Here is a 23,696-nt window from a genome sequence, read left to right as displayed (position 1 = left end):
CATGAGCCACCCCACCCGCGTCCGGGGCATCGCCGAGGCCGACTGGCCCCGGCTGGCCGCCCTGGAGACCGAGGCGTACGCGGACCTCTCCCTGGCCGAGGGCGAGGCGACCCTGCGCAGCCGGGCCGCGGCCGGCACCTGCTTCGTCCTGGAGCTGGACGGCCGGATCGCCGGCTACGTCCTCGCCCTGCCCTACCCCAGGTTCCGCTGCCCCGACCTGTCCCGCCCGGAACAGGTCACGCACCACTCGGCCAACCTCCACCTGCACGACCTCGTCATCGCCGCGCCCCTGCGCCGCCGGGGCCTCGGCACCCGCCTGGTCCGCCATCTGACCGACGCCGCCGCCACCCGCGGCTTCGCGACCATCTCGCTGGTCGCGGTCGCGGGCAAGGAGACGTTCTGGCAGGCCAACGGCTACCGGAGCCACCCCGAGGCCGCCCTCCCGCCCGGCTACGGCGACGACGCGGTCTACATGTCGGCACCGGTGGCCGCCACCCGGCCACGCGATGGACGGAGAGCCGTCTGATGACCCGCCCGCACGCCCCCTCGCTCCCCTTCGCGCGCGCCAAATGGTCGATCGCGGCCCTGTTCTGCTTCCTCGGCTTCCAGTACGGCACCTGGGTCTCCCGCCTCCCCGCGCTCAAGACCCGCCTCGACCTGGGCGCCGGGGAGGTGGGCCTGCTGCTGATGGCCTGCGGGGCCGGCGCCGCCGCGTCCTTCCCGCTGGTCGCCGTCCTCACCCGGCGGCTCGGCTCCCGGCTGCTGTCGCTGCTGTCGGCGCTCGCCCTGCTCGGCGTCCTGGCCGCCCTGTCGGTCGTACCGAACTACCCGCTCGCGCTCCTCGCCGTCTGCGCCGACGGGGTCGCGGTCGGCTGCCTCAACGTCGCCATGAACGCGCAGGGGGCCGCGCTGGAGAAGGCGTACGACCGCACCGCCATGTCCCAGCTGCACGCCACCTTCAGCGCCGGACTGCTCGCGGCGGCCCTGCTGACCTCCGGCGCGACCACCCTGACCGACTCCGTCCCGGCCCACTTCGCCGTGGCCGGCGCCCTGTTGCTGCTCCTGCTGGCCGGGGCCCGCTCCGGCCTGCTCACCGAACCGGCCCCCGCACCCGCCCCGGCGGACACCTCGGGGGAGGCCCCGGCGGACGCCCCGAAACAGCGCCGGCGCTGGACCGTGCCGTCCGGCACCACCCTGCTGATGGGCCTCGCCATGGCCTTCGGCACCATCACCGAGGGCGCCATGAACGACTGGTCCACCCTCTACATGAAGGACGTGGTGAAGGCCTCCGCGGCCGTCGCCCCGCTCGGCATCGCCGTCGTCTCCGTCATGATGCTGCTGGCCCGGGTGCTCGCCGACCGCTGGCGCACCCGCTTCGGCGACGGGCCCGTGGTGCGCGTCGGCAGCGCCGTCGCCGCCGTCGGCCTCGCCCTCGCGCTGCTCGCCGGCGGGGTGGTCCCGACCCTCCTCGGCTTCGCCTGCGTCGGCCTGGGCGCGGCGGCCGTCACCCCGTGCGTGTACGTCGCCGCCGCCGAACGCGGCCCGGAGGCACTGGCGTTGGTGGCCGCGATGGGCACCACCGGGCTCCTCGGCGGTCCCGCCGTGATCGGGTTCGTGGCGGGCGCGGCGAACCTCACCCTGGGCATGGCCACCGTCGCGGTCTGCGCCCTCATCGTGACCCTCACCGCGACCTGGATCCCCTTCGCCCGCCGCACCGCCCCGGCACCGGCGGCGGGGACGGCCGTACCGGCGGCCGAGGGCGCGTAGGGGGAGCATAGGGGGCTCGTGGCGCGGTCCCTCCCGCCGGTCCGGCATGCTGGGGCGTGCGCCGCGGGTGCGGCGCCCGGTCCGGTGACCGGTCCAGGGAGGGAGACGTATGTCCGGCCTTGCAGTCGACGGCGAACGGTGGATCAGGCGGTACCACCCCGCCCCCGAGGACGGCCCCGCCCGGCCCCGGCTGGTGTGCTTCCCGCACGCGGGCGGCTCGGCGAGCTACTTCCACACGCTGTCGGGGCTCCTGCACCCGCACGTCGAGGTGCTCGCCGTCCAGTACCCGGGCCGCCAGGACCGGATGGCCGAGCCCGTCCCGGAGGACCTCACCGAGACCGCCGGCCACATCGCCGCCGCCCTCGCCCCGTGGACGGGGGGCCGGCTGGGCTTCTTCGGGCACAGCATGGGCGCGGTCCTCGCCTTCGAGGTCTCCCAGCGCGTCACGCCCGAGGTCCTGTTCGCCTCCGGAGGCCGGGCGCCCTCCACCCGGCGGGACGAACCGGCGTACCGGCTGGACGACGCCGGCCTGGTGGCCGAGGCCGAGCTGCTCGGCGGCACCGACGCGACGCTGCTCGCCGACCCCGACCTCCGCGAGCTGATCCTGCCCCCGCTCAGGGCCGACTACCGGGCGCTCGCCGCCCACCGCTCCGACCCCGACGCCGTGATCGACGCCCCGATCGAGGTGCTCGTCGGCGACCGCGACCCCCGGGTCACCGAGACCGAGGCCGCCGCCTGGAGCGTCCACACCTCCCGCGGCAGCACCCTGCGCGTCTTCCCGGACGGCAACCACTTCTACCTGGCCGACCGCTGGGCGGAACTGGCGGAGCTGATCGGCGCGTGGGGCGCCCGGGACACGGCGGACCGCTAGACCGGGGCGGCCCGGTACGTTCCGCCGGTAAGAGGCCGAACGGCCCTATCGGCGGCGGGACTCGGAGGGTTGACTGTCTTCCGGGTCCCCACCTCACCGGCGGCCCCGCGTACCGCACCGTCCCGCGGTACGACACACGGCTCGGGCGGAGACCGTCGTCTTTCCTCCTCCGCCCGAGCCGGCTCCGTCTATGCCCGCGCCGCCGCTCGGTACCGCTGCCAAGAGCGGCTCGAACGGCTCGAACGGCGCGCATCGGGGGCCGTTCGGCCCTAGTAGCCGCCCGGACACGCTGAGTTCACTTTCCTCGCGGGCCCGCCCATGAGGGGCGAGGGACCCGTGACGACGGGAGGTGAGCGGGGAGATGATCACTGCGGTCGGGCACGCCGACCTGGCTCCGGACACGCTGCGGCTGGTGGAGGCCGAGCTGGGCGCGGTGCTGGAACGCCTGCCCGGACAGGGGCCGGGACTCGTCCGCGCGGGCGCGGGAACCCCGTTGGCGTTCGGGCGGGCGGCGCGGGTGGCGGGACGCCCGCTGGTGGTGCTGACACCCACCCGGCACCTGGTGCCCGCGCCGCCACCGGCCCCCGACCGCCTGGCCACCGGCGAACTGCTCATGCTGGCCGGGCAGGTGCGCCTGCTGGAGTACGACCCGGCCGACCGCGACGCGTGCGTGGGTGCCGACGAGCGGATGATCGCCGACTGCCGCCGCCTGCTGGCCGTATGGGACGGCTCACCGTCCAACGGCCGTGACGCCACCGCCCACTTGGTGGCCTACGCCCGCGCGCACGGCGTACCCACCGAGGTGATCTGGCCCGAGGGAGCGGTCCGCGAGCCGATAGCCGGCCCGCCCCCGCTCACCGGCACCCGCCGGACGACCACCGTGGGCGCGGCGCCCACCCGGACCCTCGACGAGACGGACCGACCCCGATGACCAGCACCACCACCCGCCCCGCCCGTGTGCCCGTGCCCCCGGAGCGACGGCCGATCACCCCCGAAGGCGCGACCGGCGCCTCCCGCCCCTTCGCCCTCCTGCTGATCGTGACCGGAGCACTGGGCGTCCTCGCCTCCCTCGTGATCACCATCGACAAGATCCAGCTCCTGAAGGACCCGCACTTCTCGCCCTCCTGCAACCTCAGCCCGGTCCTGTCCTGCACGAACGTCATGCAGAGCGCCCAGGCGTCCGTGATCGGCTTCCCCAACCCGCTGCTCGGCCTGATGACCTACCCGGTGGTCACCGCCGTCGGCGTCGCGCTGCTGGCCGGGGCCCGCTTCCGGCGCTGGTTCTGGCTCGGCCTGAACGCGGGCACCGCCCTCGGCACCGGCTTCTGCATGCGGCTGATGACGCAGGCGCTGTACGAGATCGGCGCGCTGTGCCTGTGGTGCTCGCTGGCCTGGGCGGCCACCATCGCGATGTTCTGGTACACCACCGCGCACAACCTCCGGCACGGCATCCTGCGGGCGCCGCGCGCGGTGGTGGCCGGGGTGACGGAGTTCCACTGGGTGGTGCCGGCGACCTGGTACCTGAGCATCGTCATGCTGGTCGCCACCCGCTGGTGGGACTACTGGCGCTCGCTGCTCTGACCCCACAGGGGCCGTTGGTCCCCACCTGTCCCGCCCCTCGGGGGCTGTTCGGCCCTACCGGCACCCCCCGCCCCTCCGGTGATCATGTGGCGGCGGCCGACGGCGTGAGTGTGTCGGCGAGTTGAACGACAGGGAGGACGTCGTCCGGTGGACGAGGCGCAGATGCAACAGGTGAGGGCGGACGGGCGGGGAGCCGAGGCCCCGTCGGCGGGCGAGGTGGCCGCCCGGGAGGACACCGGACGGGCGGCCCGGCGGCGGCCGTCGTGGGCGGAGTGGCTGACCACCACCGACCACAAGAAGATCGGGACCATGTACCTGGTCAGCGCCTTCGTGTTCTTCATCGTCGGCGGTGTGATGGCCCTGCTGATGCGGGCCGAACTGGCCCGCCCGGGGCTCCAGATCATGTCCAACGAGCAGTTCAACCAGGCGTTCACCATGCACGGCTCGGTGATGCTGCTGCTGTTCGCCATGCCGCTGTTCACCGGCTTCGCCAACTGGATCATGCCGCTCCAGATCGGCGCGCCGGACGTGGCCTTCCCCCGGCTGAACATGCTGGCCTTCTGGCTGTTCCTGTTCGGCTCCCTGATCGCGGCGGGCGGCTTCCTCACCCCGGGCGGTGCCGCCGACTTCGGCTGGTTCCTCTACGCCCCGCTGTCCGACTCGGTGCACTCGCCGGGCCTGGGCGCCGACCTGTGGATCATGGGCGTGGCGCTGTCCGGCTTCGGCTCGATCGCGGGCGCGGTCAACTTCATCACCACGATCATCTGCATGCGGGCGCCCGGCCTGACCATGTTCCGGATGCCGATCTTCGTGTGGAACGTGCTGCTGACCGCCGTCCTGGTCCTGCTGGTCTTCCCGGTGCTGGCGGCGGCCCTGTTCGCCCTGGAGTGCGACCGCAAGTTCGGCAGCCATGTCTTCGACGCGGCCAACGGCGGAGCGCTGCTGTGGCAACACCTGTTCTGGTTCTTCGGCCACCCGGAGGTCTACATCCTGGCGTTGCCCTTCTTCGGCATCGTCTCCGAGGTCATCCCGGTGTTCTCCCGCAAGCCGATGTTCGGCTACATGGGCCTGGTCGCCGCGACGATCGCGATCGCCGGCCTCTCGGTCACCGTATGGGCGCACCACATGTACGTCACGGGCGGTGTCCTGCTGCCCTTCTTCTCCTTCATGACCTTCCTCATCGCGGTCCCGACGGGCGTCAAGTTCTTCAACTGGATCGGCACCATGTGGAAGGGCTCGCTCTCCTTCGAGACACCGATGCTGTGGGCGACCGGCTTCCTCGTCACGTTCGTCTTCGGCGGTCTGACCGGCGTGATCCTGGCGTCCCCGCCGATGGACTTCCACCTGTCCGACACCTACTTCGTGGTGGCGCACTTCCACTACACGATCTTCGGTACGGTCGTGTACGCGATGTTCGCCGGATTCCACTTCTGGTGGCCGAAGTTCACCGGCAAGATGCTGGACGAGCGGCTCGGCAAGGTCACCTTCTGGACCCTCACGGTGGGCTTCCACCTCACCTTCCTGGTCCAGCACTGGCTCGGCGCCGAGGGCATGCCCCGCCGCTACGCCGACTACCTGGCGGCCGACGGCTTCACCACTCTCAACACCCTGTCGACGATCGGCTCGTTCCTGCTGGGCCTGTCTGTCCTGCCCTTCTTCTACAACGTCTGGAAGACGGCGAAGTACGGCAAGCGGGTCGAGGTCGACGACCCCTGGGGCTACGGCCGCTCCCTGGAGTGGGCCACCTCCTGCCCGCCCCCGCGCCACAACTTCACCAGCCTGCCGCGCATCCGCAGCGAGTCCCCGGCGTTCGACCTCCACCACCCCGAGATCGCGGCACTGGAAGCGGCACCCCGGTCATGACCCACCCCGCCCTGGCCCTCGGCACCGGCCTCCTCACCCTGGCCGGCTCCGCCTGGTACGTCCCGGCCCTCCTCACCCTCCGAGCCGGCCCCGACCGCCCCGCGTCCCACCGCACGGCGGCCACGGCGTGCGTCACGCTGTGGTCCACGGCGGCACTGCTGACGGCGGTCTTCCTGACGACACCGTCCTGGTGGCCGCCCCTCACCCTGGCCGCGGCCGGCACGACGGCCGCGGTCCTCCTCCGGGCCGCCGCGGCCGTCTGCCACCGCCGAGAACAACGCGAGGCGGCCTCCCACTGGTCCGCACTCCACGTCACCAGCACCCCGAGTCCCTCCCGCCCTGTCGTGGCGACCCTCCTCGCCACGGGCCTCGCGGCGGCGACGACGACAGCCGCGCTCAGGCTGGCCGCAGGCCCGCAGTCCCCGGCGGACTGGCTGGCAGCGACCCTGGTGCCGACGGCGGTCCTGCTCCTCTTCCTGGGCCTGGCGGTGGCTCACACCCACACGACGCGCCGCTGACGACACCGCGACGGCCGCCGCGCCCACCCCTGGGGGAGGGCGCGGCGGCACGCCCGCGTCGGCGGCGCCGTCGTATCACGGACCAAGCTCAGCACGGTCCGCTCATGTGGTCAGGTCCAGCCATTCACCGACGGCCAGCACGCGTGCGCGCGCTCCGGCATGCTCGCGCAATTCCCCCGCCGGGTCGGTGACTTCGACGTAGCCCGCGATCTTGTCCGGCTGCTCCGGCTCGTAGTGGATCGGCACCACGTACCGGGCGTCGAGGATCTCCGCCGCCGCAGCCGCCTGCCTCGGGTCCAGCGCGGCGGGCATCGGGCTCGGCGGTTGCAGGTGCGGCGCGTCGACGACGGGGCCGTTGGCGGGCAGGAACGCCGCGTCGAACGGGCTGAACCGGCGCGCGATGAGCCACCAGTAGCCGTGGAACATGGTGTCGCCGCCGTGGAAGAGCCGCTGTCCGTCGGCCTCCACCACCCAGTTCAGCTGGGGGTCGCCCAGCCCGTCCACGGCCGGGACGGCGGTGACGCGAAACGGCCCGATCTCACGGGTGGACCAGACGTCGACCACGGTGGCCGCCAATCGGTGCCCGGTCAACTCACTCTCAGCCAGCAACGTCGTCATGTTGTCCACGTCGTCACCGTGGCCGGGAGCCGGTCGCAGCACCGGCGCTCCCGGTGCCAGCACCTCCGCGAGCGCGGGCGCGTCGGTGTGATCCCGGTGCAGGTGGGTGACCAGCGCGGCATCGACCTGGCCGGTCGGCACTGCCAGCCACTTGCCGGGCTTCCATCCCGTGAACAGCGGGGAGATGTCCCGGACGTAGTCGATCACCAGCCGCTTGCCGCCTGCCTCGATCTCCAGTCCTGCCCAGCCCAACCGTCGCACTCGCATCCCGTACTCCTTGCTCTCGGTGACGACGGCGAATTTAGCGTACGCACGTTCTCTAAGTAAATAGCGGACGCTCGTACGCTATGCTTGTCGCATGTCGCCACGCCGCTCCGTAGCCGAAGCGCAGGCCACCAGGGGCCGCATCCTCGGCCGTGCCGCCGAGATCGCCTCCGAGGAAGGGCTGGACGGCATCACCATCGGCCGACTCGCCGAGGCACTGGAGATGAGCAAGTCCGGGGTGCACAAGCACTTCGGCACCAAGGAGTCGCTGCAGATCTCCACGCTGGACAAGGCGTTCGTGGACTTCTGGCACCGGGTGGTCGAGCCCGCGCTGGGCGAACCGCCGGGCCTGCGGCGGCTGCGCGCGGTGTGCGCCAACTCGGTGGGCTACCTGGAAGCGCCACTCCTGCCCGGCGGCTGCCTGATGACGGCGGCCCTCAGCGAGTACGACGGGCGCCCCGGCCGGGTCCGCGACGCGGTGGCCGAAGTGTGGTCGCGCTGGCAGGAACAACTGCGGGCGGACCTGACCGCAGCGGTGGAGAACGCCGAACTGCCCGCCGGGTTCGACATCGACCAGGCCCTGTTCGAGATCATCGCCGCCGGACTGGCGCTGAACGCGGCCATGCAGCTCCAGCATGACCGGTCGGCCGCCGACCGGGCCCGCCTCGCGATCGAGCGGGCGCTGAGCCGGTCCTGACCGCACGACAGCCGACCGCTACCCGATCGGCCGTCTCCACTCGCGGTATCGGTGGATCCCGGGTGCGTTGCGTGGACCCGCGAGCCGTGCTTGTCTCGCCCGATGAACTTTCTCCTGACCGCGAGCGGCCTGCGCAACGAGACGCAGCGGGACGCGCTGCGGGACATGCTGGGCAAGCCGTTCGGATCGGCCAACGCCGTGTACGTTCCCACGGCGTCCCTCGCCGAGCCCGGCGACCATGGCTGGTTCGTCGCGGACCTGAACCGGCTGCACGGCCTCGGCTGGCGGGAGTTCGACGTCCTGGAGCTGAACGGCCTGCCCCGGCGGCTGGTGCGCGACCGGCTGCTCCACGCCGACGTCATCTACGTCGGGGGCGGCAACCACTACCACCTCGCGCGCAGCATCACCGGCAACGGCCTGGCCGACTGCTTCCTGGAGGCACTGGAGAGCCGGGTCTACGTCGGATTCAGCGCCGGATCGATGATCTTCAGCCGTCACCTCACCGAACACTCCGCCGACGTCATCGGCGACACCGCCGACCTCCACGTGCTCGGCGCGACGACCGTGGCACCGCCGTTCGGCCTCTTCGACTGGTACCTCAAGCCGCACCTGTACTCACCGGACTTCCCCGAACGGGACGACGCCTGGGCTGACCACATCGCCGCGCGGGCGGACTTCCCGATCTACTTCATCGACGACGAGACAGCCGTCCGTGTCAGGGACGGCAAGCTGGATGTCATCTCCGAGGGCCGGTGGCGGTTCCACCCGTGACGCACGTGGCCACGTCTCGTAGGCCCTGAACGCCGCCGCCCCGCGCCCGGCACGAAACCGGACACGGGGCGTCAGCCTGCCGTACGTCAGCGATGCGCGGCGTGGGGGAGGAACGCGGCCCACTGCTGAGGCCCGAAGGCGAGCTGGGGGCCTTGTGCGTGCTTCGAGTCCCTTACGTGGATGGTCTGTTCGGGGGCGAAGGCGACCTCCACGCAGTCGGGACCGTCATTCGTGCTGTAGCTGCTCTTGAACCACTCCAGCGCGGAACCGTTCCCCGTCGGGGGGTTGGTCATGATGTATCTCCCAGCACTTTTTCGATGAAGGCCAGCGACTCACGGGGCGTGAGGGCCTGGGCACGGATGATGCCATAGCGGATCTCGTGGACCTGGACTTCCTTGGGGTGGGAGATCAGCCGACTGGTGAGCTGTACCTCGTTGTGTCCCACGGTGTCCCCTTCCTGGAGCCGAAGCAGCTTGAACGACCCTGCTAGACCGGCGTGATCCTCACAAGCCGTGAGCATCACCTGGATCTCCACGTTTCGCCGCCGACCAATCTCCAACAGGTGTTCGAGCTGCCTCCGCATCACCATTCTGCCCCCGACCGGACGGCGCAGCGTCGCCTCTTCCTGGACGAAGCTGAAGATGGGGGTGGGCTGTCCGTCGAAGACCTCCTGCCGTGCCAGGCGCGCGGCGACAAGGCGCTCAAGTTCCTCCTCGTCGAAGGGCGGACGCCGCATCCCGTACAACGCCTTCGCGTACTCCGGCGTCTGAAGGAGACCATTGAGGGCGGAGTTGTCATAGGCGCAGATCTCCACCGCCTCCGCCTCCAACTTCGCCAGATCCCGAACCTTCTTCGGGTACCGGGCCTGCTCCACGTCCTTCCGCAGGCCGATCAGCAGGCCCCCGGCCTCCAGGACCCGGTCCGCCGCCTCCAGGAACGCCAGGCTCGGTGCACGTCGGCCCCGCTCCACCGAGGACACCTGTTCCTCGCTGTATCCGATGGCCGCCCCCAACTCGGCCTGGGTGAGCCCCTTTCGCTCGCGGCAGGTTTTGAGGACCCGGCCGACGGTCCGCAGGACCGCCGCCGATTCCTCGTCATCGCTGCTGTTCGACTCCATCCCGTCACCGCTCTGCGGCCTCGTCCCTGTCACAGCCACCTCCGAAGACTTCGCGCGTGCCGTCCTTGCTCAACCCCGCACCGGCGCCGGGCGTCACGCCACATCGCCCGGACACGGCCGGACAGCGACCGGACAGTGACGCTGAGTACCGATACCGTTGCTGGTCAGCGTAGAGAAAGATGGCCACGCTGAGTCACATGAACGCGGAATGAGGATCCGGCCCTCCGCGTCGAGGTGGTGGACCCGCGTCCCCGCTGCTCCTCGTCGAAGCCCTGTCGACCCGCTGGGGAGCGACCTGCGGCGACCTCTGCACCAGGACCGTCTGGTGTAGAGGTCGCGCTGGTGTGATCAGGCCGCGTACAGGTCGAAGGTGGAACCCCGACGTTCGTCGGCGAGGACGTCGAGGCGGCTGTCGACGGTGAGGATGGCCTGATGGAGCCGTTGCAGTTGCGGTGAGGGTTCCACGCCGAGTTCCTCGATCAGGCGGGTGCGCAGAGCGCGATAGACGCCCAGGGCGGACGCCTGGCGGCCGGAGCGATAGAGGGCGACCATCGCCTGGGAGTGCAGGCCCTCGTGATGGGGGTGGCGGGAGACCAGGTCGAACAGCTCGGCGATCAGCTGGGAGTGCTTGCCCAGCCGCAGGTCGGCGTCGATCCGCCGCTCCGTGGTGACCAGGCGGGACTCTTGCAGTCGCATGACCTCGATCTCCAGGACCGGCCCGACGGGTACGTCGACGAGCGCCGGGCCCTGCCACAGGGACAGCGCTTTGCGGAAGGTCGCGGAAGCCTGCTCGTCCCGGTTCTGCTCGAAGGCGCTCTGGGCGCAGGCAGCCAGCCGCTCGTACTCGCGTACGTCGGTGCAGGCCGGCTCGACCTGGAGGACGTAACCGCCGTGCCGGGTCGCGAGCACGTCCTTCACCGAGTCCGACGCGTCCGGCCCCATGGCCGTGCCCAGGCGCCGGCGGAGCTGGAGAACGTACGTCTGGAGCGTGGTCAGCGCGCTCGCGGGCGGTTCGGTTCCCCAGATCTCGTCCATGAGGGTCGACACCGGCAGAATCCTGCCGGGGTGCAAAGCCAGCAGGGCAAGAACCTGCCGCGGCTTCCCCGCCGTCGGGACGATCGATTCTCCTCGTATGGTCGCCCCTAAGGGGCCCAGAAGCTGGATTTCCACAATCTCTCCCCGTCTCTCCGCGCTGTTGCGTCGAGCCAAATCCGAGTCAAGGATTCGTCATAGCATCACAGTAGTCCACCCGCGCCTTTGATGCTTGGATTTCATGGGTTCGGTCTTTTCTGTTACCGAACCCCGGCTGTACTTCCTCAAATCCTTAGGTCGGCCTTATTTCGGAGATCTCACTCCTAGTCGCACTCTCTGTGTATTTCTCGGCTTTCTCGGCGTGTTCCTTCGCGAGGTTGAGAGTCGCGGTGCTGTTGCGGCCGAGCGCCTCGCGTACATACCGGCGGGCCTCGGCGAGGCCGGCGCCCTCGCCGAGCACCCGCCGGATGTTCTCCTCGCGCAGCACCACACCGTGACGGGAGGTGACCGTCACGCCCGACGCGTCGGGGACGACCCGCCACTCGCCGACGTGGGCAGCCATCAAGGCGGGCGTCACCGTCTGCTTGTAGACGATGCGTCCGGCGTGCGGAAAGCACACGCGGACCGATTCGGTGGTGTGCGTGGAGCCGTCCGAGGTGCGGGTGTCCATCGACATCGTCTGGATCCCCGGTTCGTCCTCCACCACGGTCAGCCGGGACACGTGCGGGACGAGGTCCGGCCACTCGTGAACCCGGTGGAGGAACCCGTAGACCCGCTCGGCGGGGCCGTCGACCCGGACGGAGTCCTCGAAGGACAGCACCAGGTCGGTCAGCCGCGTCCAGCGCTCGGCCAGCTCCTTCAGACTCGCCAGCTCCGTACGGCTGTTGGTGTCGGTCGCCCGCTCCACCCACGCCACGTCGTCCGCCGAGTCACCCCGCACGGTGAAGTCGTGCAGCAGAACCAGTCTCGACTCGGCCGCTCCGCGCGGCTCGACGATCCAGGTGCCGCCCATGGACTCCACCGGTGCCGCGGACCGCTCCTGCCGGAACTCGATCCGCCGTTTTCCGGGGTCGAGGTAACGCCGCGAGGTCCATGACTTGGTCGCGCCGTTGGCCGTGGCCCACATACGCAACCGCTCCCGCCGCCCGTCGGAGTCGAGTTGCTCCACGTGAATGTTCGGCGGGAAGTACAGCGGCCAGTCGGCCGCGTCGGAGATGATCCCGTAGACCACGTGCGCGGGCGCGGCCAACTCGATCTCGTGTCGGGTGCGGTGTACTCGTTCGGCAGGCATTCGCCGCCCCTTTCGGTTCAGAAGTTGCCCAGGCCACCGCAGACATTGAGCGCCTGCGCCGTGATGGAGGCGGCGTGTTCAGTGGTCAGATAGCCGACGAGCCCCGCGACCTCCTCGGGGGTCGAGTAGCGCCCGAGCGGGATCTTCGCCTCGAACCGCTCCCGTACATCGTCCTGTGTCGTGCCCCAGGCCGCCGCGTAGCCCTGGCGGACCCGCTCGGCCATGGGGGTCTCGACATAACCAGGGCAGACGGCGTTGACGGTGATGCCGGCCGGGGCCAGTTCCTTGCCCAGTGCCTTGGTGAAGCCGACGACACCGTGCTTCGAGGCGGAGTAGGGGGCTCCCAGCAACACGCCCTGTTTCCCGGCTGTCGAGGCGATGTTGACGATCCTGCCGTAACCGGCGTCCGCCAGACCGCCCGTGGTCAGCGCGGCGCGGGTCACCAGGAAGACGCTGTTGAGGTTGGTGTCGATGACGTCGTACCAGAGCTCGTCCGCGAGGGCGGCCGTCGGGCCGCCCCCACTGCGTCCCGCGTTGTTGACCAGGACATTGACCGGGCCGAAGGTGTCGACCACGGAGCGGACGAGGGTCGCCACCGAGTCGGCGGAGCGCACGTCGGCCTCCGCGCCCGCCGCGTCCAGGCCCTCCTCGCGCAGTTCCTCGACGGTCCGCCGGACCGTGTCCCCGTCACGGGCGCAGAGAAAAACGCGGTTTCCCCGGCGCCCCAGGTCCCGGGCCACGGCGAGGCCGATGCCACTCGTACCCCCGGTGACCAGGGCGACCGGGTTCGTCACTGTCGTCATCCGTCTACCTCCCGTGCGGCGATGGCGGCTTCGACCGTGTCCCCGTCCGCTTGAACCCCACAAGAAGATCGCTTGAGGCGCGGTGCTCAAGGCGGCCTCGAAGCCCGCTCGACCCGGGTCCCGGACCATGGCGCGAAACGTGGGACAACGAGGTGACGGAGGAACCCATGACCACGCAGTCGACCACCGCCCGAGCCGCCGTCCGGCCGCGGGACGCGGAGGCGTTCACCGCCCTGTACGCGCGGGTGCAGCAGTTCTACGCCCACCAGATGCAGTTGCTCGACCTCGGTGAGTGCGACCGGTGGGCCGCCACCTTCACCGAGGACGCCACCTTCGAGGTGCCGACGCTGCCCGAGCCGGTGGCCGGCCGCGCCGCCCTGGCCGCGGCCACCGGACGCACCGCGGCCGAACTGGCGGCGAGCGGCATACGGCACCGCCACTTCGTCGGCATGTTCGACGTCGCCGGGCAGTCGGACGGCACGATCCACGTGCGTTCGTACGCCATCGTGTACGCGTCCCCGGTCGGTGGCGAGTCACGGGTGCACCGGGTGTGCGTCTGCGACGACGTGCTGGTCCGCGTGCCCGGCGGACTCCAGGTCGCCTCCCGCCGGGTGACCCGCGACGACCTCGCCTGAGCGGCGCTCAAGCGGCTCGCGTGCGGGCCTCCATCGCGGGTGGCCAGGCTTGCCCGCGGGAAAGCAACCAACCGCCACACGACACAGGGATGTGCCGACATGTCACAGCCGACCATCGCTACTCCGGAGGTCTCGGCCCACAAGGAGGCGGTCCAGCGCGCGGCCGACCGTCTCGTCGAACTGGGCGCCGCAGGCGTGCAGTTCCGGGTCACCCGAAGGGAGCACACGTTCACCGTCACGTCCGGCGTGGCGGAACTGGGCACCGACCGGCCGGTGCCCGAGGACGGCCGCTTCCGGATCTCATGCATCACCAAGCCGTTCGTCTCCGTGGTGGTGCTGCAACTCGTCGCCGAGGGCCGGATCGACTTGGACCGCACCGTGGAGAGCTACCTCCCCGGGCTGCTGCCGGAAGGCGGGCGGATCACCGTCCGCAATCTGCTCCAGCACACCAGCGGCCTGTACAACTACGCCGACTCCTTCCAGAAGCCGGGCGACCGCTTCCTGCGCGACCGCTACAACCACTACGAGCCGGAGAACCTGATCGCCATCGCGGCCGCCAAGCCGCTGGAGTTCGAGCCGGGGAAGGAGTTCGCCTACTGCAACACCAACTACTTCGTCATCGGCCTGCTCATCGGGAAGGTGACCGGCCGCTCGTACCGTGACGAGATCCGCGAACGGATCCTGGAGCCGCTCGGGCTGAAGGAGACCACGCTGCCGGGCGACGCCCCCGAGATCCCCGGGCCGCACGCCCACGGTTACATGCAGATCGCCGGCCGTACCGAGGACGTCACGCTGATGAACCCCTCCGAGGCCGGCTGCGCGGGAGAGATCATCTCGACCACGGCGGACCTGGACCGGTTCCTGGTCGCTCTGTTCGGCGGGGAACTGCTCGCCGAACCGGAGTTCGAGGAGATGACCACTCCGCTGCCCGGCGAGATGATCAAGGACCTGCCGATGGGCATCGGTTACGGCCTCGGACTGATGAAGCTCCAGAACGACGGCGGACTCGACCTGTGGGGGCACGGCGCGGGTATCCCAGGGTACGCCACGTTCGCGGCGACCACCCGGGACCTGGGCATCAGGGTCCAGTTGTCGATCACTCTCGGCGCGGACTTCACCAAGGAGGCGGAGCAAGCCGTCATCCGGGGCGTCAACACCGCGGTCTGCCACTGAGGCCGGCGTGCTCTCCCTGTTCCGGGCCAGGGGCCCGGCGCCGGAAAGGAGTCCGGCCCATGGCGAACCGTGACACCGTGGCCGGCGGCGAGGCGCGGGCCGTCGTCGTCACCGGCGGCGGCACCGGGATCGGCCGCGCCACGGCGCGCGCCTTCCACGAGGACGGGGCGCGCGTGCTGGTCGTCGGCCGCTCGGCGCATACTCTGCGGGCGACCGCCGACGGGTACGACGGCATCCGCTGCCTCACCGCCGACCTGCGGGCCCCCGAGGCCGCGGAGGAGATCGTCGCGGCGGCCCTGCGGGAGTTCGGGCGGATCGACGTCCTGGTCAACAACGCGGCCGTCGCCGGGTTCGAGTCGCTGCACGGTCTCGACCGGGCCGCCGTCGAGGCACAGTTGGGCACGAACCTGATCGGCCCGGTCTTCCTGACCCAGAGCGCGCTGGACGCGCTGGAGGCCACCGAGGGCACGGTGGTGAACGTCAGCTCGGCGGGCTCGCTCGGTCGCCGGGCCTGGCCGGAGAACTCCGTGTACGGCATGGCCAAGGCGGCCCTCGACTTCCTCACCCGCACCTGGGCCGTGGAACTCGCCCCGCGCGGTATCCGCTGTGTCGGTGTCGCCCCCGGTGTGGTCGACACCGGTGTCGGTGTGCGGGCGGGAATGCCTCCCGAGGCGTACGAGGCGTTCCTCACGCGGATGGCCGGGCGGATCCCGGCGGGCCGGGTGGGCCGCCCCGAGGACGTCGCCTGGTGGATCGTCCAGCTGACCCGGCCGGCCGCCGCGTACGTCAACGGCGCCGTACTGGCTGTGGACGGCGCGCTCTCGGTGACCTGAGGAGAGCCGGGGCGGCAGGGCGCGTGAGAGCGGAGGACCGGGACCGTCCCGGCCCTCCGCTCTCACACTCGCTCGGTCAGCGGGCGACCCTCGCGGTGACGTACCGCACCGGTACCTCGATGCGCACCGGACCGTCGTCGTCGCGCAGCGCGTCCAGCGCGGTGACGAGGCGGGCCCGCAGGTCTGCGGCCTGCTCGTCGGGCAGGTGCTGCCACAGCAGGCGCATGCCCTGGGTGTGCGACCAGTCGACCCACGCCGTGCCGGAGGCCGCGGTCATCCGCACCGGCTCGTCGACGGTCTCCACGTCGGTGAACCCCGCCTGCTCCAGGGCCGCCGCCAAGTCGGCCGGATGCTCCAGCCAGGAGTGCAACTGGCGGTGCAGCCGCTCCGGGTGCCAGGACTCCGGCAGGTGCCGCAGCAGGTCCAGCGGAATCAGCTCGGTGAACATCGGCGGCAGGAAGGGAAACGTGTCCCGGGTGAAGACCGGGCTGGTGAAGGCGATCCGGCCGCCGTCGGCCAGCAGCCGTGCGAAGCGGGCGAGCGCGGCCCGCGCGTCCGGCAGGAAGATCACGCTGTAGCTGCCGAGGATCAGGTCGAACAGCCGGGGCGGCAGGTCAGGGTGCTCACCGTCCATCACGCGCACCTCCATGTTGCCGATGCCCTGCCGCCGGGCCTCGCGCCGGGCCTCCGCGACCATCGCCGGGGCGATGTCGATGCCGAGGGCATGGCCCGCCGGACCGATCAGCCGGGCGGCGGGCAGCAGCGTCGCGCCGAGGCCACACCCGATGTCGAGCACCCGCTCGCCAGGCCGCGGTGCGGCCCGTTCGACGAGCCGGCGGCCCATGGGCGTGAAGAACTCGACACCCATCCGGTCGTAGACGGCCGCGGCCTCGTTGAAGGCGTCGGTGACTTTCGATTTGTAAGCGGCAGAGTCCATCGTCACTCGTTCTCTCCGGTCTCGTACGGCAGAAAGGGGCTGAGTTCATCGTCCGGGCCCGGCCACGGGGGCCACTGGACGGCCGGTGGAGAATTCTTCGAAGTTCGCTCGAATCATTTTCGACCAAGGGTGCGGCGCGGAATTCGGGGCTTGCTCAGGGCAATTCACTGCCGCAGGATTGCAGGCAAAGACCATGCCGTCGGAAGGAATGAGATGAGCGGTCAATTGAATACCGTGCGTCGCATGGTGAGGGCGTACAACACCGGTCTCACCGAGGATGTCGCCGAGTACATACACCCGGAATATCTGAATCCGGCGGCGCTGGAACACATGGATCTGCGGGGGCCGGAGTCCTTCGCCATGGCCGTCACCTGGCTGCGGGCGACGTTCTCCGAGGAGGCCCGCCTCGAAGAGGTACGCATCGAGGAACGCGGCGACTGGGTCCGCGCCCACCTCGTGCTCTACGGGCGGCACGTCGGCGAACTCGTGGGCATGGCCCCGACCGGGCGGGTTTTCTCGGGTGAGCAGATCCATCTGATCCGCTTCGTCGACGGACGGATCCGCGACCACCGCGACTGGCCCGACTACCAGGGCACCTACCGGCAGCTCGGCTCGCCGTGGCCCGAGCCCAGCGGTTGGCGGGCCTGACCGATGATCCTGATCACCGGAGCCACCGGCAAGGTCGGCCGCGAGGCCATCCGGCAGTTGCTCGGGCTCGGTCACGACGTCCGCGCGCTGAGCCGCAGACCCCAGGACGCCGAACTGCCCCCGGAAGTCGACGTCGTCGCGGGCAGCCCGGCCGATCCCACCTCACTCGGCGAGGCGTTCACCGGCGTCTCGGCGGTGCTCGTCGTCCTCGCCGGCGACATGGCGGTCGAGGCGGCCAACATCGCGGAGGCCGTTCGCAGGGCGGGCACCGGCCGGATCGTGCTGCTGTCGTCGGCGAGCGTCCGGCATCCGCTGCCGCACGGCATCGCGGACGAACACCGGGCCGCGGAGGAGGCGGTCCGGCGGTCCGGTGGGGCCTGGACCTTCCTGCGCCCCGGCCCGTTTCACGCCAACACGTCCTGGTGGAGCCGGACGGTGCGGGAACAGGGCTCGGTGCGCTGCTGGATCGGGAACAACCCCGGGGCGCCCGTCGACGAGTACGACATCGCCTCGGTCGCCGTCGTGGCGCTCACCCAGGACGGGCACGAGGGCCGGTCGTACCTGCTCACCGGTCCGGAGACACTCACCTCGCGCGAGCAGGCGCGCGTTCTCGGCGACGTGCTGGGCCGGGAGCTGACCTTCTCGGTGGCACCCGCCGAGGAGGTGGTGGAGGAGTTCACCGCGATCACCGGGGACCGCCCGGCCGCCGTGACCAACGTCGCCGCGCTGCACAGCCCCCAGGTGCCTTGGGCGAAGCCGACGACCGCCGTGCGCGATCTCACGGGGCGCGAGCCGCGCCCGTACCGGCGGTGGGCCGTGGAGAACGCGGCGCTGTTCACACCGGAGCGATCGAAGGGGAGTGCCGTATGAACGAGGCCGGGAGGCCGCCCGGAGGACACAAGGGCGCGCCGGCCGCTCGGAGACCCGAAGCGGCGGGAGAGACCGGACCGGTCCTGGTCACGGGCGCCACCGGCCTCCAGGGCGGCGCCGTGGCGCGTGAACTCCTACGCCGGGGCCGGGACACGAGGGCGCTGGTGCGGGATCCGGACGCACCGGCGGCCCGCAGGCTCGCGGCGCTCGGTGCGACCCTGCGCCGTGGCGACCTGGACGACGAGGCGTCGCTGCGGCGCGCGATGGACGGCGTGCGGGGGGTCTTCTCGGTGCAGACCTTCATGACGCCGGCTGGTCTCGGCGGCGAGGTTCGCCAAGGGCGTGCCGTGGCCCGGGCGGCTCTGGCGGCCGGTGTGGCCCACGTGGTCTACAGCTCGGTCGGCGGCGCCGAACGGCACAGCGGCGTGCCGCACTTCGACTCGAAGCGGGGTATCGAGCGGTATCTCGCCGAGCTGGGAGTGCCGCACACGGTGCTGCGTCCGGCGTTCTTCATGGACAACTTCGCCGCCCACGGCGTGCCCCGGGAGGACGGCGTACTGGTGGTGCGGCTCGCCCTGCGGCCGAACACCCGCGTCCAGTTCATCGCCGTCGACGACATCGCATACTTCGCCGCGGAGGCGTTCGAACGACCGCAGGAGTATCTGAGTCGGTCGATGGAGCTGGCCGGAGACGAGCTGACGGCGACCGAGGTGGCCGAGGCGTTCGCCCGGCGCACCGGTTCGCCGGCCCGCTTCGAGGAACTCCCGTTGGACGCGGTCGCGGCCAGCCCGCACCTCCCCAACGCACCGGAGATCGCCCTGATGTTCGAGTGGTTCCAGCGGCACGGCTACCGAGCGGACATTCCCGCGCTGCGTGCCGAGCACCCGGGGCTCCGGGACTTCACGACGTACCTCGAAAGCGTCGACATCGGATAGCGACGGCGGTGCCGCGGGCAGGCGTTCGGCCTGTCCGCGGCACCGCCGTCGTGCGGGGAATCAGGTGGGTGGAGCACCTCCCGAGTTCCCGCTGATCACGCTCGGCAGTCGGGGAGTCCGCCATGGAAGAGCGACATCTCCTCGAAGAGCGCGCCGACGTCGAGAGGGCTGCCGGGCGCCGCTCCGCGCACCTCCGCATAGCCCCGGTGCAGGTTCGGCACCAGCCGCTCGGAGTCGAGCAGGCCGTCGAACGGCCCAGGCCCGGTCGAACGGGCGAGCCGGAGCGGGGTCAGGCCGGCCGCGACGCCCCGCCGGGCCTCTTCGTCGAGCCAGCGGAAATACGCCTCGTTCGCGTCGATCAGTTCGGGGCCGCCGACCGGGCCGTGGCCGGGAACGACCGTCTCGGCCCCGAGGGCGCGCAACCGCCGCATGGCTCGCAGCGACCCGGAGACCGACCCCATCAGACAGAACGGCGTGACGCCGGACATCACCAGGTCGCCGGTGAACAGAACACGCCGTTCGGGCAGCCAGACGGCGGTGTCGGCCGTGGTGTGGGCCGGTCCCAGGGTGATGAGGTCGACACGCACCCCGCCCACGTGCAACGTCAGTGAGTCCCGGTAGACGAGCTGGGGCAGGACCAGTTCCAGGTCCCCCCAGTGCACGTCGGGCCACAGGCCGGTGAGGTGCAGTCCGGACGCGGCCATCTCGGTCCGGGTGCGCTCCTGGGCGATGATCAGCGCTTCGGGGAAGTGCGAGTTGCCGAAGGTGTGGTCGCCGTGGAAATGGGTGTTCACCAGGGTGCGCGGCGGGGCGCCCGACCGCCGCAGCACCTCGGTACGCAGCAGCCGGGCGCGCGACTCGGTGGCCGCGGTGTCCACCAGCAGGCTCTCGCCGCCGTCGCCGACCACGAGGCCGGCGTTGTTGAGGCACCAGCCACCGTCCGGCTGCACATAGGCGTAGACCCCGTCGGCGACGTCGACCATGTGCGGCGCGGCGGTCCGGGCCACGTGGCTCACAGCACGTCTTCCCGGGCCAGACCCAGCTTCTTGAGCATGGGCAGGTAGTTGAAGACGTCGTAGTGTTCGATCACCTGGCCCGCGTCGTTGAAGCGGAGTTCCTCCAGCATGTACCAGGTCACCTCGGTGCCGCTGGCGGCCTTGCCGAGGAACTCGCCCCCGTGGCTGGCCGTCACGGTGATCCGCAGGCAGACGCGGTCCCCCTCGGCGACGATGCTCTTGACGTCCAGGTGCAGGTCGGGGAAGGCGGCGAGGCCGCCCTCCATCGCCCGGACCATGGCCTTCGAGGACACCGGGCGGTCCTCGGAGAAGTGCCGGATGTCCGGAGCCCAGTGCTTGATGATGCCCTGGAGCTCCCAGCGGTTCCAGCTCGCGACCATGGAGAGGGCGAGTTCCTTGTTGCGCTTCTGGGCGGACTTCTCGGTCAGAGTTGCGGACATGCCGGGTTCCTTTCCGAACGGGTGAGTCGAGGCGGTCGGGGTTCGACCGGTGGTTCAGGCCGGTGGTTCAGGGCAGCAGGACGTGCTTGCCGACGGTGCGGCCTTCCAGCAGGGCGCGCACCGCGGCCGCGGCCCCGTCCAGGGGGTGGCGTGCCGCGATCTCCGGCCGCAGCACGCCCTCGGCGGCCAGCCGGAACAGCGTGGCGAGGTCGGCGCCGAAGCGTTCGCCGGGCTTGACGTAGTACATGGACATACGCCGGCCGCGGGTGAGCCCGAGGCGCCGTGCGACCCAGTGGCGCACGGTGCGCCGCAACGCCGGGACATGCGGGCGAAACCACTGGCCGGGCTCGTAGCCCGCGACGGAGGAGTCGTAGGAGACCAGGGTCCCGCCGGAGGCGAGCATGGCCCAGCTGTCGTCCAGACCGCGCCCGCCGACGTGGTCGAAGACAGCCCGCACCCCCTCGGGAGCCCGTTTCCGGACGACGTCCCGCAGGCCCGGCGTGCGGTAGTCGAAAGGCTCCGCGCCCAGCGCGCGGACCGCGTCGTGCTTGGCGGGCGAGGCGGTGCCGAGGACGCGCAGCCCGTGGTGCACGGCGAGCTGGGTGAGCAGACTGCCGACGCCGCCCCCGGCGCCGTGCACGAGCACGGTGTCACCGGGGCGTACCCGGGCCAGCCGGTGCAGCATCTGCCAGGCCGTCACCCCGTTGGTGATCAGGGCCACGGCGGCGGCGGCGTCCAGTTCCTCCGGAACGGTGACGAGCGTCCGGGCGGGTGTCTCCAGATACCGCGCCCAGGCGCCGTGGCGGGGCATGGCGGCGACCCGCTCGCCGACGCGTCGGTCGGTGACGCCCGGGCCGGTCTCGACGACGCGTCCGACCAGATCGTAGCCGGGGACGAAGGGGAAAGCCGGAGGGAAGGGGTGCAGCCGACCGAGCATCTGCACCTCCGCATAGGAGACGCCCGCGGCCTCGACCCGGATGACGACGTTGCCGCGGCCGGGGGTGGGGCGTGCGCCCTCACCGAGGACGATGTGCCGTTCAGGGTCACCGCCGCCGGTCATGCGGACGAAGATGTTGGTGTCGTCCGCCGTTCCGGGCGGCGTCACGGGCTCGGGGACATCGGCGGTGGTCATGCGGCGGGCTCCTCGGCACCCGGAGCGCGCCGCGCGAGGGGCACCGTGGCGGAGCGCGGGGCGAAGTCGCCGGCGTGGTCGGCCGCCCACCGCGCGAACGTCCTGCCCGGGCGGCCGGTGACGCGCTCCACGGTGTCCACCGGGACCGGCGGGTGCGCGACGGCATCGGTGAGATACCGCAGCACCATCTCCACGACCGGCGCCGGCATCGCCGCCGTCATCTCCTCGCGCGCCTGGTCCGGGGTGATCTCCTCGAACGCGACCGGGCGGCCTACGGCCTCGGCGATCGCTTGCACCTGACCGGCCTGGGTGATCACCTCGGGCCCGGTCAGCGCGTACGCCTGTCCGGCATGCCCATCCTCCAGCAGCGCGGCAGCGGCCACTTCGGCCACATCGGCTTCGTGCACCGGCACCCGCGGGGCGGCGCCGTAGGGAGCGCGTGCCACGCCCTCGGTGCGAATGGATTCGCCCCACTTCCACAGGACGTTGGACGCGAACTCGTCGGGGCGCACGAAGGTCCACTCGACGCCGGACTCCTCGACGGCGTGCTCCACCGCGCGATGGTGCTCCGCGCTGTGATGGTCACCCGAGGTGTCCAGCACGGAGGCCGAAGAGAGGACGACGATCCGGCGCACGCCGGCCTCCTCGGCCGCCGAGACCACCGCACGGGCCGTCTCGGGGACCGGGAAGAGGTAGAGGCGCTCCACGCCGTCCAACGCGGCGCGCAGCGTGTCCGGCCGCAGCAGATCACCCTCCCGTACCTCGGCCCCGTCCGGCAGCGCGGCCGAGGCCGGGTTCCGGGTCAGCGCTCGCACCTGTACGCCCGCGGCGAGCAGGTGACCGGTCACCAGCCGGCCCACGGATCCTGTCGCTCCTGTCACCAGAACTGTCACGCCTGCTCCGCCCTGTCGGCCTCAGTCCCGCGAGGCTCCCGCATCCCTTGTGGAACCAGGGTGGGAAACCGGACTGGAGAGCCCCCTGAGACTCGCTGGAGCACGGGGCTCCGGAGATCAGCCGGCGAAGCGGTCTGCGACGCGCCGCTCGATGCCGTCGAGCACCCGCTGCAGGCCGAACTCGAAACCCCCGTCGGGTCCGAGCCCCGCACCGGGCTCCTCGAAGACCCCCGACCGCCAGACCCGGGTGAGGGCCGGATACCGGTCGGCGGAGATCGTCTTCTCCAGCAGCGGTCCGGTCTGCTCGTACCACTCGTCGTAGCTGAGCCCGGAGCGCCGTGCGTCGTGCTCGGCGTCCGCCGACTGCTGGGCCGCGCCCCGGACATAGCCGTCGAGCAGGTGGACCACGGCCAGCATCTCGCGCTCCGGCAGGCCCACCCCGGACAGGGCGCCGAGCACACCGTCCCACCGGGCGGTCTCGTTGGGGCCCATGAGCATCCGCGAGGAGACGAGGGGCGGCACCCACGGGTGGCGGCGGGCGATGGCCATGCCGCCCCGCGCATAGCGCTCCAGGGCCTGCCGCCAGCCGTCGGCGGCCTCCAGCGAGGGCGCTTCACCGAGCACCTCGTCGAGCATGCAGTTGACCAGCTCGGCACGCCCCGGCACATAGGTGTAGAGCGACATCGCGGAGACACCGAGCGGTTCGGCGACCTTGCGCATCGAGAGGGCGGCCAGCCCGTCGGCGTCGGCGACGGCGATCGCGGTCCGCACGATGCGGTCGACCGTCAGCCCCTGGCGGGGACCGCGGGCCGGGCGCACGGGCTCATGCTCCGCACGCCACAGCAGAGCCAGGGTGCGGGCCGGATCCATCCGGCCATTTCCGTTCGCCCCGCCGCTTCCCGACCTCACAGCGGAATGGTAATCCTGTACGCTTCCCAGCATTCTCCTTACGCCGTAAAGAGTTAGTGTCCGCGTCGGCGCGCGCCCCGGA

The 23,696-nt window shown here is 71.3% G+C and carries 26 protein-coding genes and 1 pseudogene; 15 read left to right on the top strand and 12 right to left on the bottom strand.

Features of this window, described 5'->3' with window-relative positions:
• The first annotated feature begins 1 nt into the window (after window position 1).
• The 7 genes and pseudogenes from NX794_RS13915 to NX794_RS13885 all read left to right on the top strand — a co-directional run bounded on the left by NX794_RS13915 (window position 2) and on the right by NX794_RS13885 (window position 6,600).
• Window positions 2-526: a GNAT family N-acetyltransferase gene (locus tag NX794_RS13915; RefSeq protein WP_258778806.1), complete on the top strand. Its 525-nt coding sequence runs from the start codon at window positions 2-4 to the stop codon at window positions 524-526.
• Window positions 520-1,767, top strand: a pseudogene (locus NX794_RS13910) (MFS transporter); the annotation flags it as partial. The gene NX794_RS13915 and the pseudogene NX794_RS13910, both read left to right, overlap by 7 nt.
• A 109-nt stretch (window positions 1,768-1,876) precedes the next feature.
• A complete protein-coding gene (locus NX794_RS13905; protein WP_258778804.1) occupies window positions 1,877-2,638 on the top strand; it encodes a thioesterase II family protein in 762 nt (253 codons plus the stop codon).
• A gap of 361 nt (window positions 2,639-2,999) precedes the next feature.
• Complete coding sequence (locus NX794_RS13900) at window positions 3,000-3,569, top strand: hypothetical protein (RefSeq protein ID WP_258778803.1); 570 nt, start codon at window positions 3,000-3,002, stop codon at window positions 3,567-3,569.
• Window positions 3,566-4,219, top strand: a complete 654-nt coding sequence (locus tag NX794_RS13895; protein ID WP_258778802.1) for a vitamin K epoxide reductase family protein — start codon at window positions 3,566-3,568, stop codon at window positions 4,217-4,219. The genes NX794_RS13900 and NX794_RS13895 overlap by 4 nt, the downstream gene beginning before the upstream one ends.
• Window positions 4,220-4,381: 162 nt before the next feature.
• A complete protein-coding gene (gene ctaD, locus NX794_RS13890) occupies window positions 4,382-6,082 on the top strand; it encodes an aa3-type cytochrome oxidase subunit I (RefSeq protein ID WP_428985901.1) in 1,701 nt (566 codons plus the stop codon).
• On the top strand, window positions 6,079-6,600 hold the full coding sequence (locus tag NX794_RS13885) for a hypothetical protein (RefSeq protein WP_258778800.1): 522 nt from the start codon (window positions 6,079-6,081) through the stop codon (window positions 6,598-6,600). The genes ctaD and NX794_RS13885 overlap by 4 nt, the downstream gene beginning before the upstream one ends.
• Before the next feature lie 102 nt (window positions 6,601-6,702).
• Here the strand turns inward: NX794_RS13885 and NX794_RS13880 are convergent, their stop codons facing one another.
• A complete protein-coding gene (locus NX794_RS13880) occupies window positions 6,703-7,485 on the bottom strand; it encodes an MBL fold metallo-hydrolase (RefSeq protein ID WP_258778799.1) in 783 nt (260 codons plus the stop codon).
• Window positions 7,486-7,576: 91 nt separating this feature from the next.
• On the opposite strand from NX794_RS13880, the gene NX794_RS13875 reads away from it, so the two are divergent.
• The gene (locus NX794_RS13875; protein WP_258778798.1) at window positions 7,577-8,179 is read left to right on the top strand and encodes a TetR/AcrR family transcriptional regulator; all 603 of its coding nucleotides are present in this window, start codon (window positions 7,577-7,579) and stop codon (window positions 8,177-8,179) included.
• Window positions 8,180-8,281: 102 nt separating this feature from the next.
• Window positions 8,282-8,950: a peptidase E gene (locus NX794_RS13870; protein WP_258778797.1), complete on the top strand. Its 669-nt coding sequence runs from the start codon at window positions 8,282-8,284 to the stop codon at window positions 8,948-8,950.
• A gap of 86 nt (window positions 8,951-9,036) precedes the next feature.
• On the opposite strand, the gene NX794_RS13865 is transcribed toward NX794_RS13870, so the two are convergent.
• The 5 genes from NX794_RS13865 to fabG form a co-directional block, all read right to left on the bottom strand.
• Window positions 9,037-9,243 carry a DUF397 domain-containing protein gene (locus NX794_RS13865; protein ID WP_258778796.1) on the bottom strand — a complete coding sequence of 69 codons (207 nt, stop codon included), beginning with the start codon at window positions 9,241-9,243 and terminating at the stop codon, window positions 9,037-9,039.
• On the bottom strand, window positions 9,240-10,067 hold the full coding sequence (locus NX794_RS13860; protein ID WP_258778795.1) for a helix-turn-helix domain-containing protein: 828 nt from the start codon (window positions 10,065-10,067) through the stop codon (window positions 9,240-9,242). Before NX794_RS13860 ends, NX794_RS13865 begins: the two co-directional genes overlap by 4 nt.
• 348 nt (window positions 10,068-10,415) lie before the next feature.
• Window positions 10,416-11,237, bottom strand: coding sequence for an AfsR/SARP family transcriptional regulator (locus tag NX794_RS13855; protein ID WP_258778794.1), 822 nt, complete (start codon window positions 11,235-11,237; stop codon window positions 10,416-10,418).
• A 154-nt stretch (window positions 11,238-11,391) separates the two neighbouring features.
• A complete protein-coding gene (locus NX794_RS13850) occupies window positions 11,392-12,390 on the bottom strand; it encodes an aromatase/cyclase (RefSeq protein ID WP_258778793.1) in 999 nt (332 codons plus the stop codon).
• Window positions 12,391-12,407: 17 nt separating this feature from the next.
• Window positions 12,408-13,193, bottom strand: coding sequence for a 3-oxoacyl-ACP reductase FabG (gene fabG / locus NX794_RS13845; protein WP_258778792.1), 786 nt, complete (start codon window positions 13,191-13,193; stop codon window positions 12,408-12,410).
• Between the two features lie 167 nt (window positions 13,194-13,360).
• Here fabG and NX794_RS13840 point away from each other — a divergent pair, with 167 nt between their 5' ends.
• The 3 genes from NX794_RS13840 to NX794_RS13830 all read left to right on the top strand — a co-directional run bounded on the left by NX794_RS13840 (window position 13,361) and on the right by NX794_RS13830 (window position 15,834).
• Window positions 13,361-13,828: a nuclear transport factor 2 family protein gene (locus NX794_RS13840; RefSeq protein ID WP_258778791.1), complete on the top strand. Its 468-nt coding sequence runs from the start codon at window positions 13,361-13,363 to the stop codon at window positions 13,826-13,828.
• 99 nt (window positions 13,829-13,927) lie between these two features.
• A complete protein-coding gene (locus tag NX794_RS13835; protein ID WP_258778790.1) occupies window positions 13,928-15,001 on the top strand; it encodes a serine hydrolase domain-containing protein in 1,074 nt (357 codons plus the stop codon).
• Window positions 15,002-15,060: 59 nt separating this feature from the next.
• Entirely contained in the window at window positions 15,061-15,834 is a 774-nt protein-coding gene (locus NX794_RS13830) for an SDR family NAD(P)-dependent oxidoreductase (protein ID WP_258778789.1), read from the top strand.
• A gap of 76 nt (window positions 15,835-15,910) precedes the next feature.
• Here NX794_RS13830 and NX794_RS13825 read toward each other — a convergent pair whose 3' ends face one another.
• Entirely contained in the window at window positions 15,911-16,771 is an 861-nt protein-coding gene (locus NX794_RS13825) for a class I SAM-dependent methyltransferase (protein WP_258778788.1), read from the bottom strand.
• A gap of 213 nt (window positions 16,772-16,984) precedes the next feature.
• Between NX794_RS13825 and NX794_RS13820 the strand changes: the two genes are divergently transcribed.
• Genes NX794_RS13820 through NX794_RS13810 form a run of 3 tightly spaced genes read left to right on the top strand, consistent with a single transcriptional unit; the run spans window position 16,985 to window position 19,224 of the window.
• The gene (locus NX794_RS13820; RefSeq protein WP_258778787.1) at window positions 16,985-17,419 is read left to right on the top strand and encodes an ester cyclase; all 435 of its coding nucleotides are present in this window, start codon (window positions 16,985-16,987) and stop codon (window positions 17,417-17,419) included.
• A gap of 3 nt (window positions 17,420-17,422) precedes the next feature.
• A complete protein-coding gene (locus tag NX794_RS13815; RefSeq protein WP_258778786.1) occupies window positions 17,423-18,289 on the top strand; it encodes an SDR family oxidoreductase in 867 nt (288 codons plus the stop codon).
• Window positions 18,286-19,224: an NmrA/HSCARG family protein gene (locus NX794_RS13810; RefSeq protein WP_258778785.1), complete on the top strand. Its 939-nt coding sequence runs from the start codon at window positions 18,286-18,288 to the stop codon at window positions 19,222-19,224. Before NX794_RS13815 ends, NX794_RS13810 begins: the two co-directional genes overlap by 4 nt.
• 95 nt (window positions 19,225-19,319) lie before the next feature.
• Here NX794_RS13810 and NX794_RS13805 read toward each other — a convergent pair whose 3' ends face one another.
• The 5 genes from NX794_RS13805 to NX794_RS13785 all read right to left on the bottom strand — a co-directional run bounded on the left by NX794_RS13805 (window position 19,320) and on the right by NX794_RS13785 (window position 23,575).
• Window positions 19,320-20,207: an MBL fold metallo-hydrolase gene (locus NX794_RS13805; RefSeq protein WP_258778854.1), complete on the bottom strand. Its 888-nt coding sequence runs from the start codon at window positions 20,205-20,207 to the stop codon at window positions 19,320-19,322.
• Window positions 20,208-20,236: 29 nt separating this feature from the next.
• Window positions 20,237-20,680, bottom strand: coding sequence for an ester cyclase (locus NX794_RS13800; protein ID WP_258778784.1), 444 nt, complete (start codon window positions 20,678-20,680; stop codon window positions 20,237-20,239).
• 67 nt (window positions 20,681-20,747) lie between these two features.
• Window positions 20,748-21,812 (bottom strand): zinc-binding dehydrogenase, encoded by a 1,065-nt coding sequence (locus NX794_RS13795; protein WP_258778783.1) that lies wholly within the window; start codon window positions 21,810-21,812, stop codon window positions 20,748-20,750.
• A complete protein-coding gene (locus tag NX794_RS13790; protein ID WP_309505994.1) occupies window positions 21,809-22,693 on the bottom strand; it encodes an NAD(P)H-binding protein in 885 nt (294 codons plus the stop codon). The genes NX794_RS13795 and NX794_RS13790 overlap by 4 nt, the downstream gene beginning before the upstream one ends.
• A gap of 129 nt (window positions 22,694-22,822) precedes the next feature.
• Window positions 22,823-23,575 carry a TetR/AcrR family transcriptional regulator gene (locus tag NX794_RS13785; RefSeq protein ID WP_258778781.1) on the bottom strand — a complete coding sequence of 251 codons (753 nt, stop codon included), beginning with the start codon at window positions 23,573-23,575 and terminating at the stop codon, window positions 22,823-22,825.
• Window positions 23,576-23,696 lie beyond the last annotated feature (121 nt).

This window comes from Streptomyces pyxinicus (genome assembly GCF_024753135.1).
Classification (GTDB): Bacteria; Actinomycetota; Actinomycetes; order Streptomycetales; family Streptomycetaceae; genus Streptomyces; species Streptomyces pyxinicus.
This window is presented reverse-complemented; position numbering and strand designations above follow the sequence as displayed.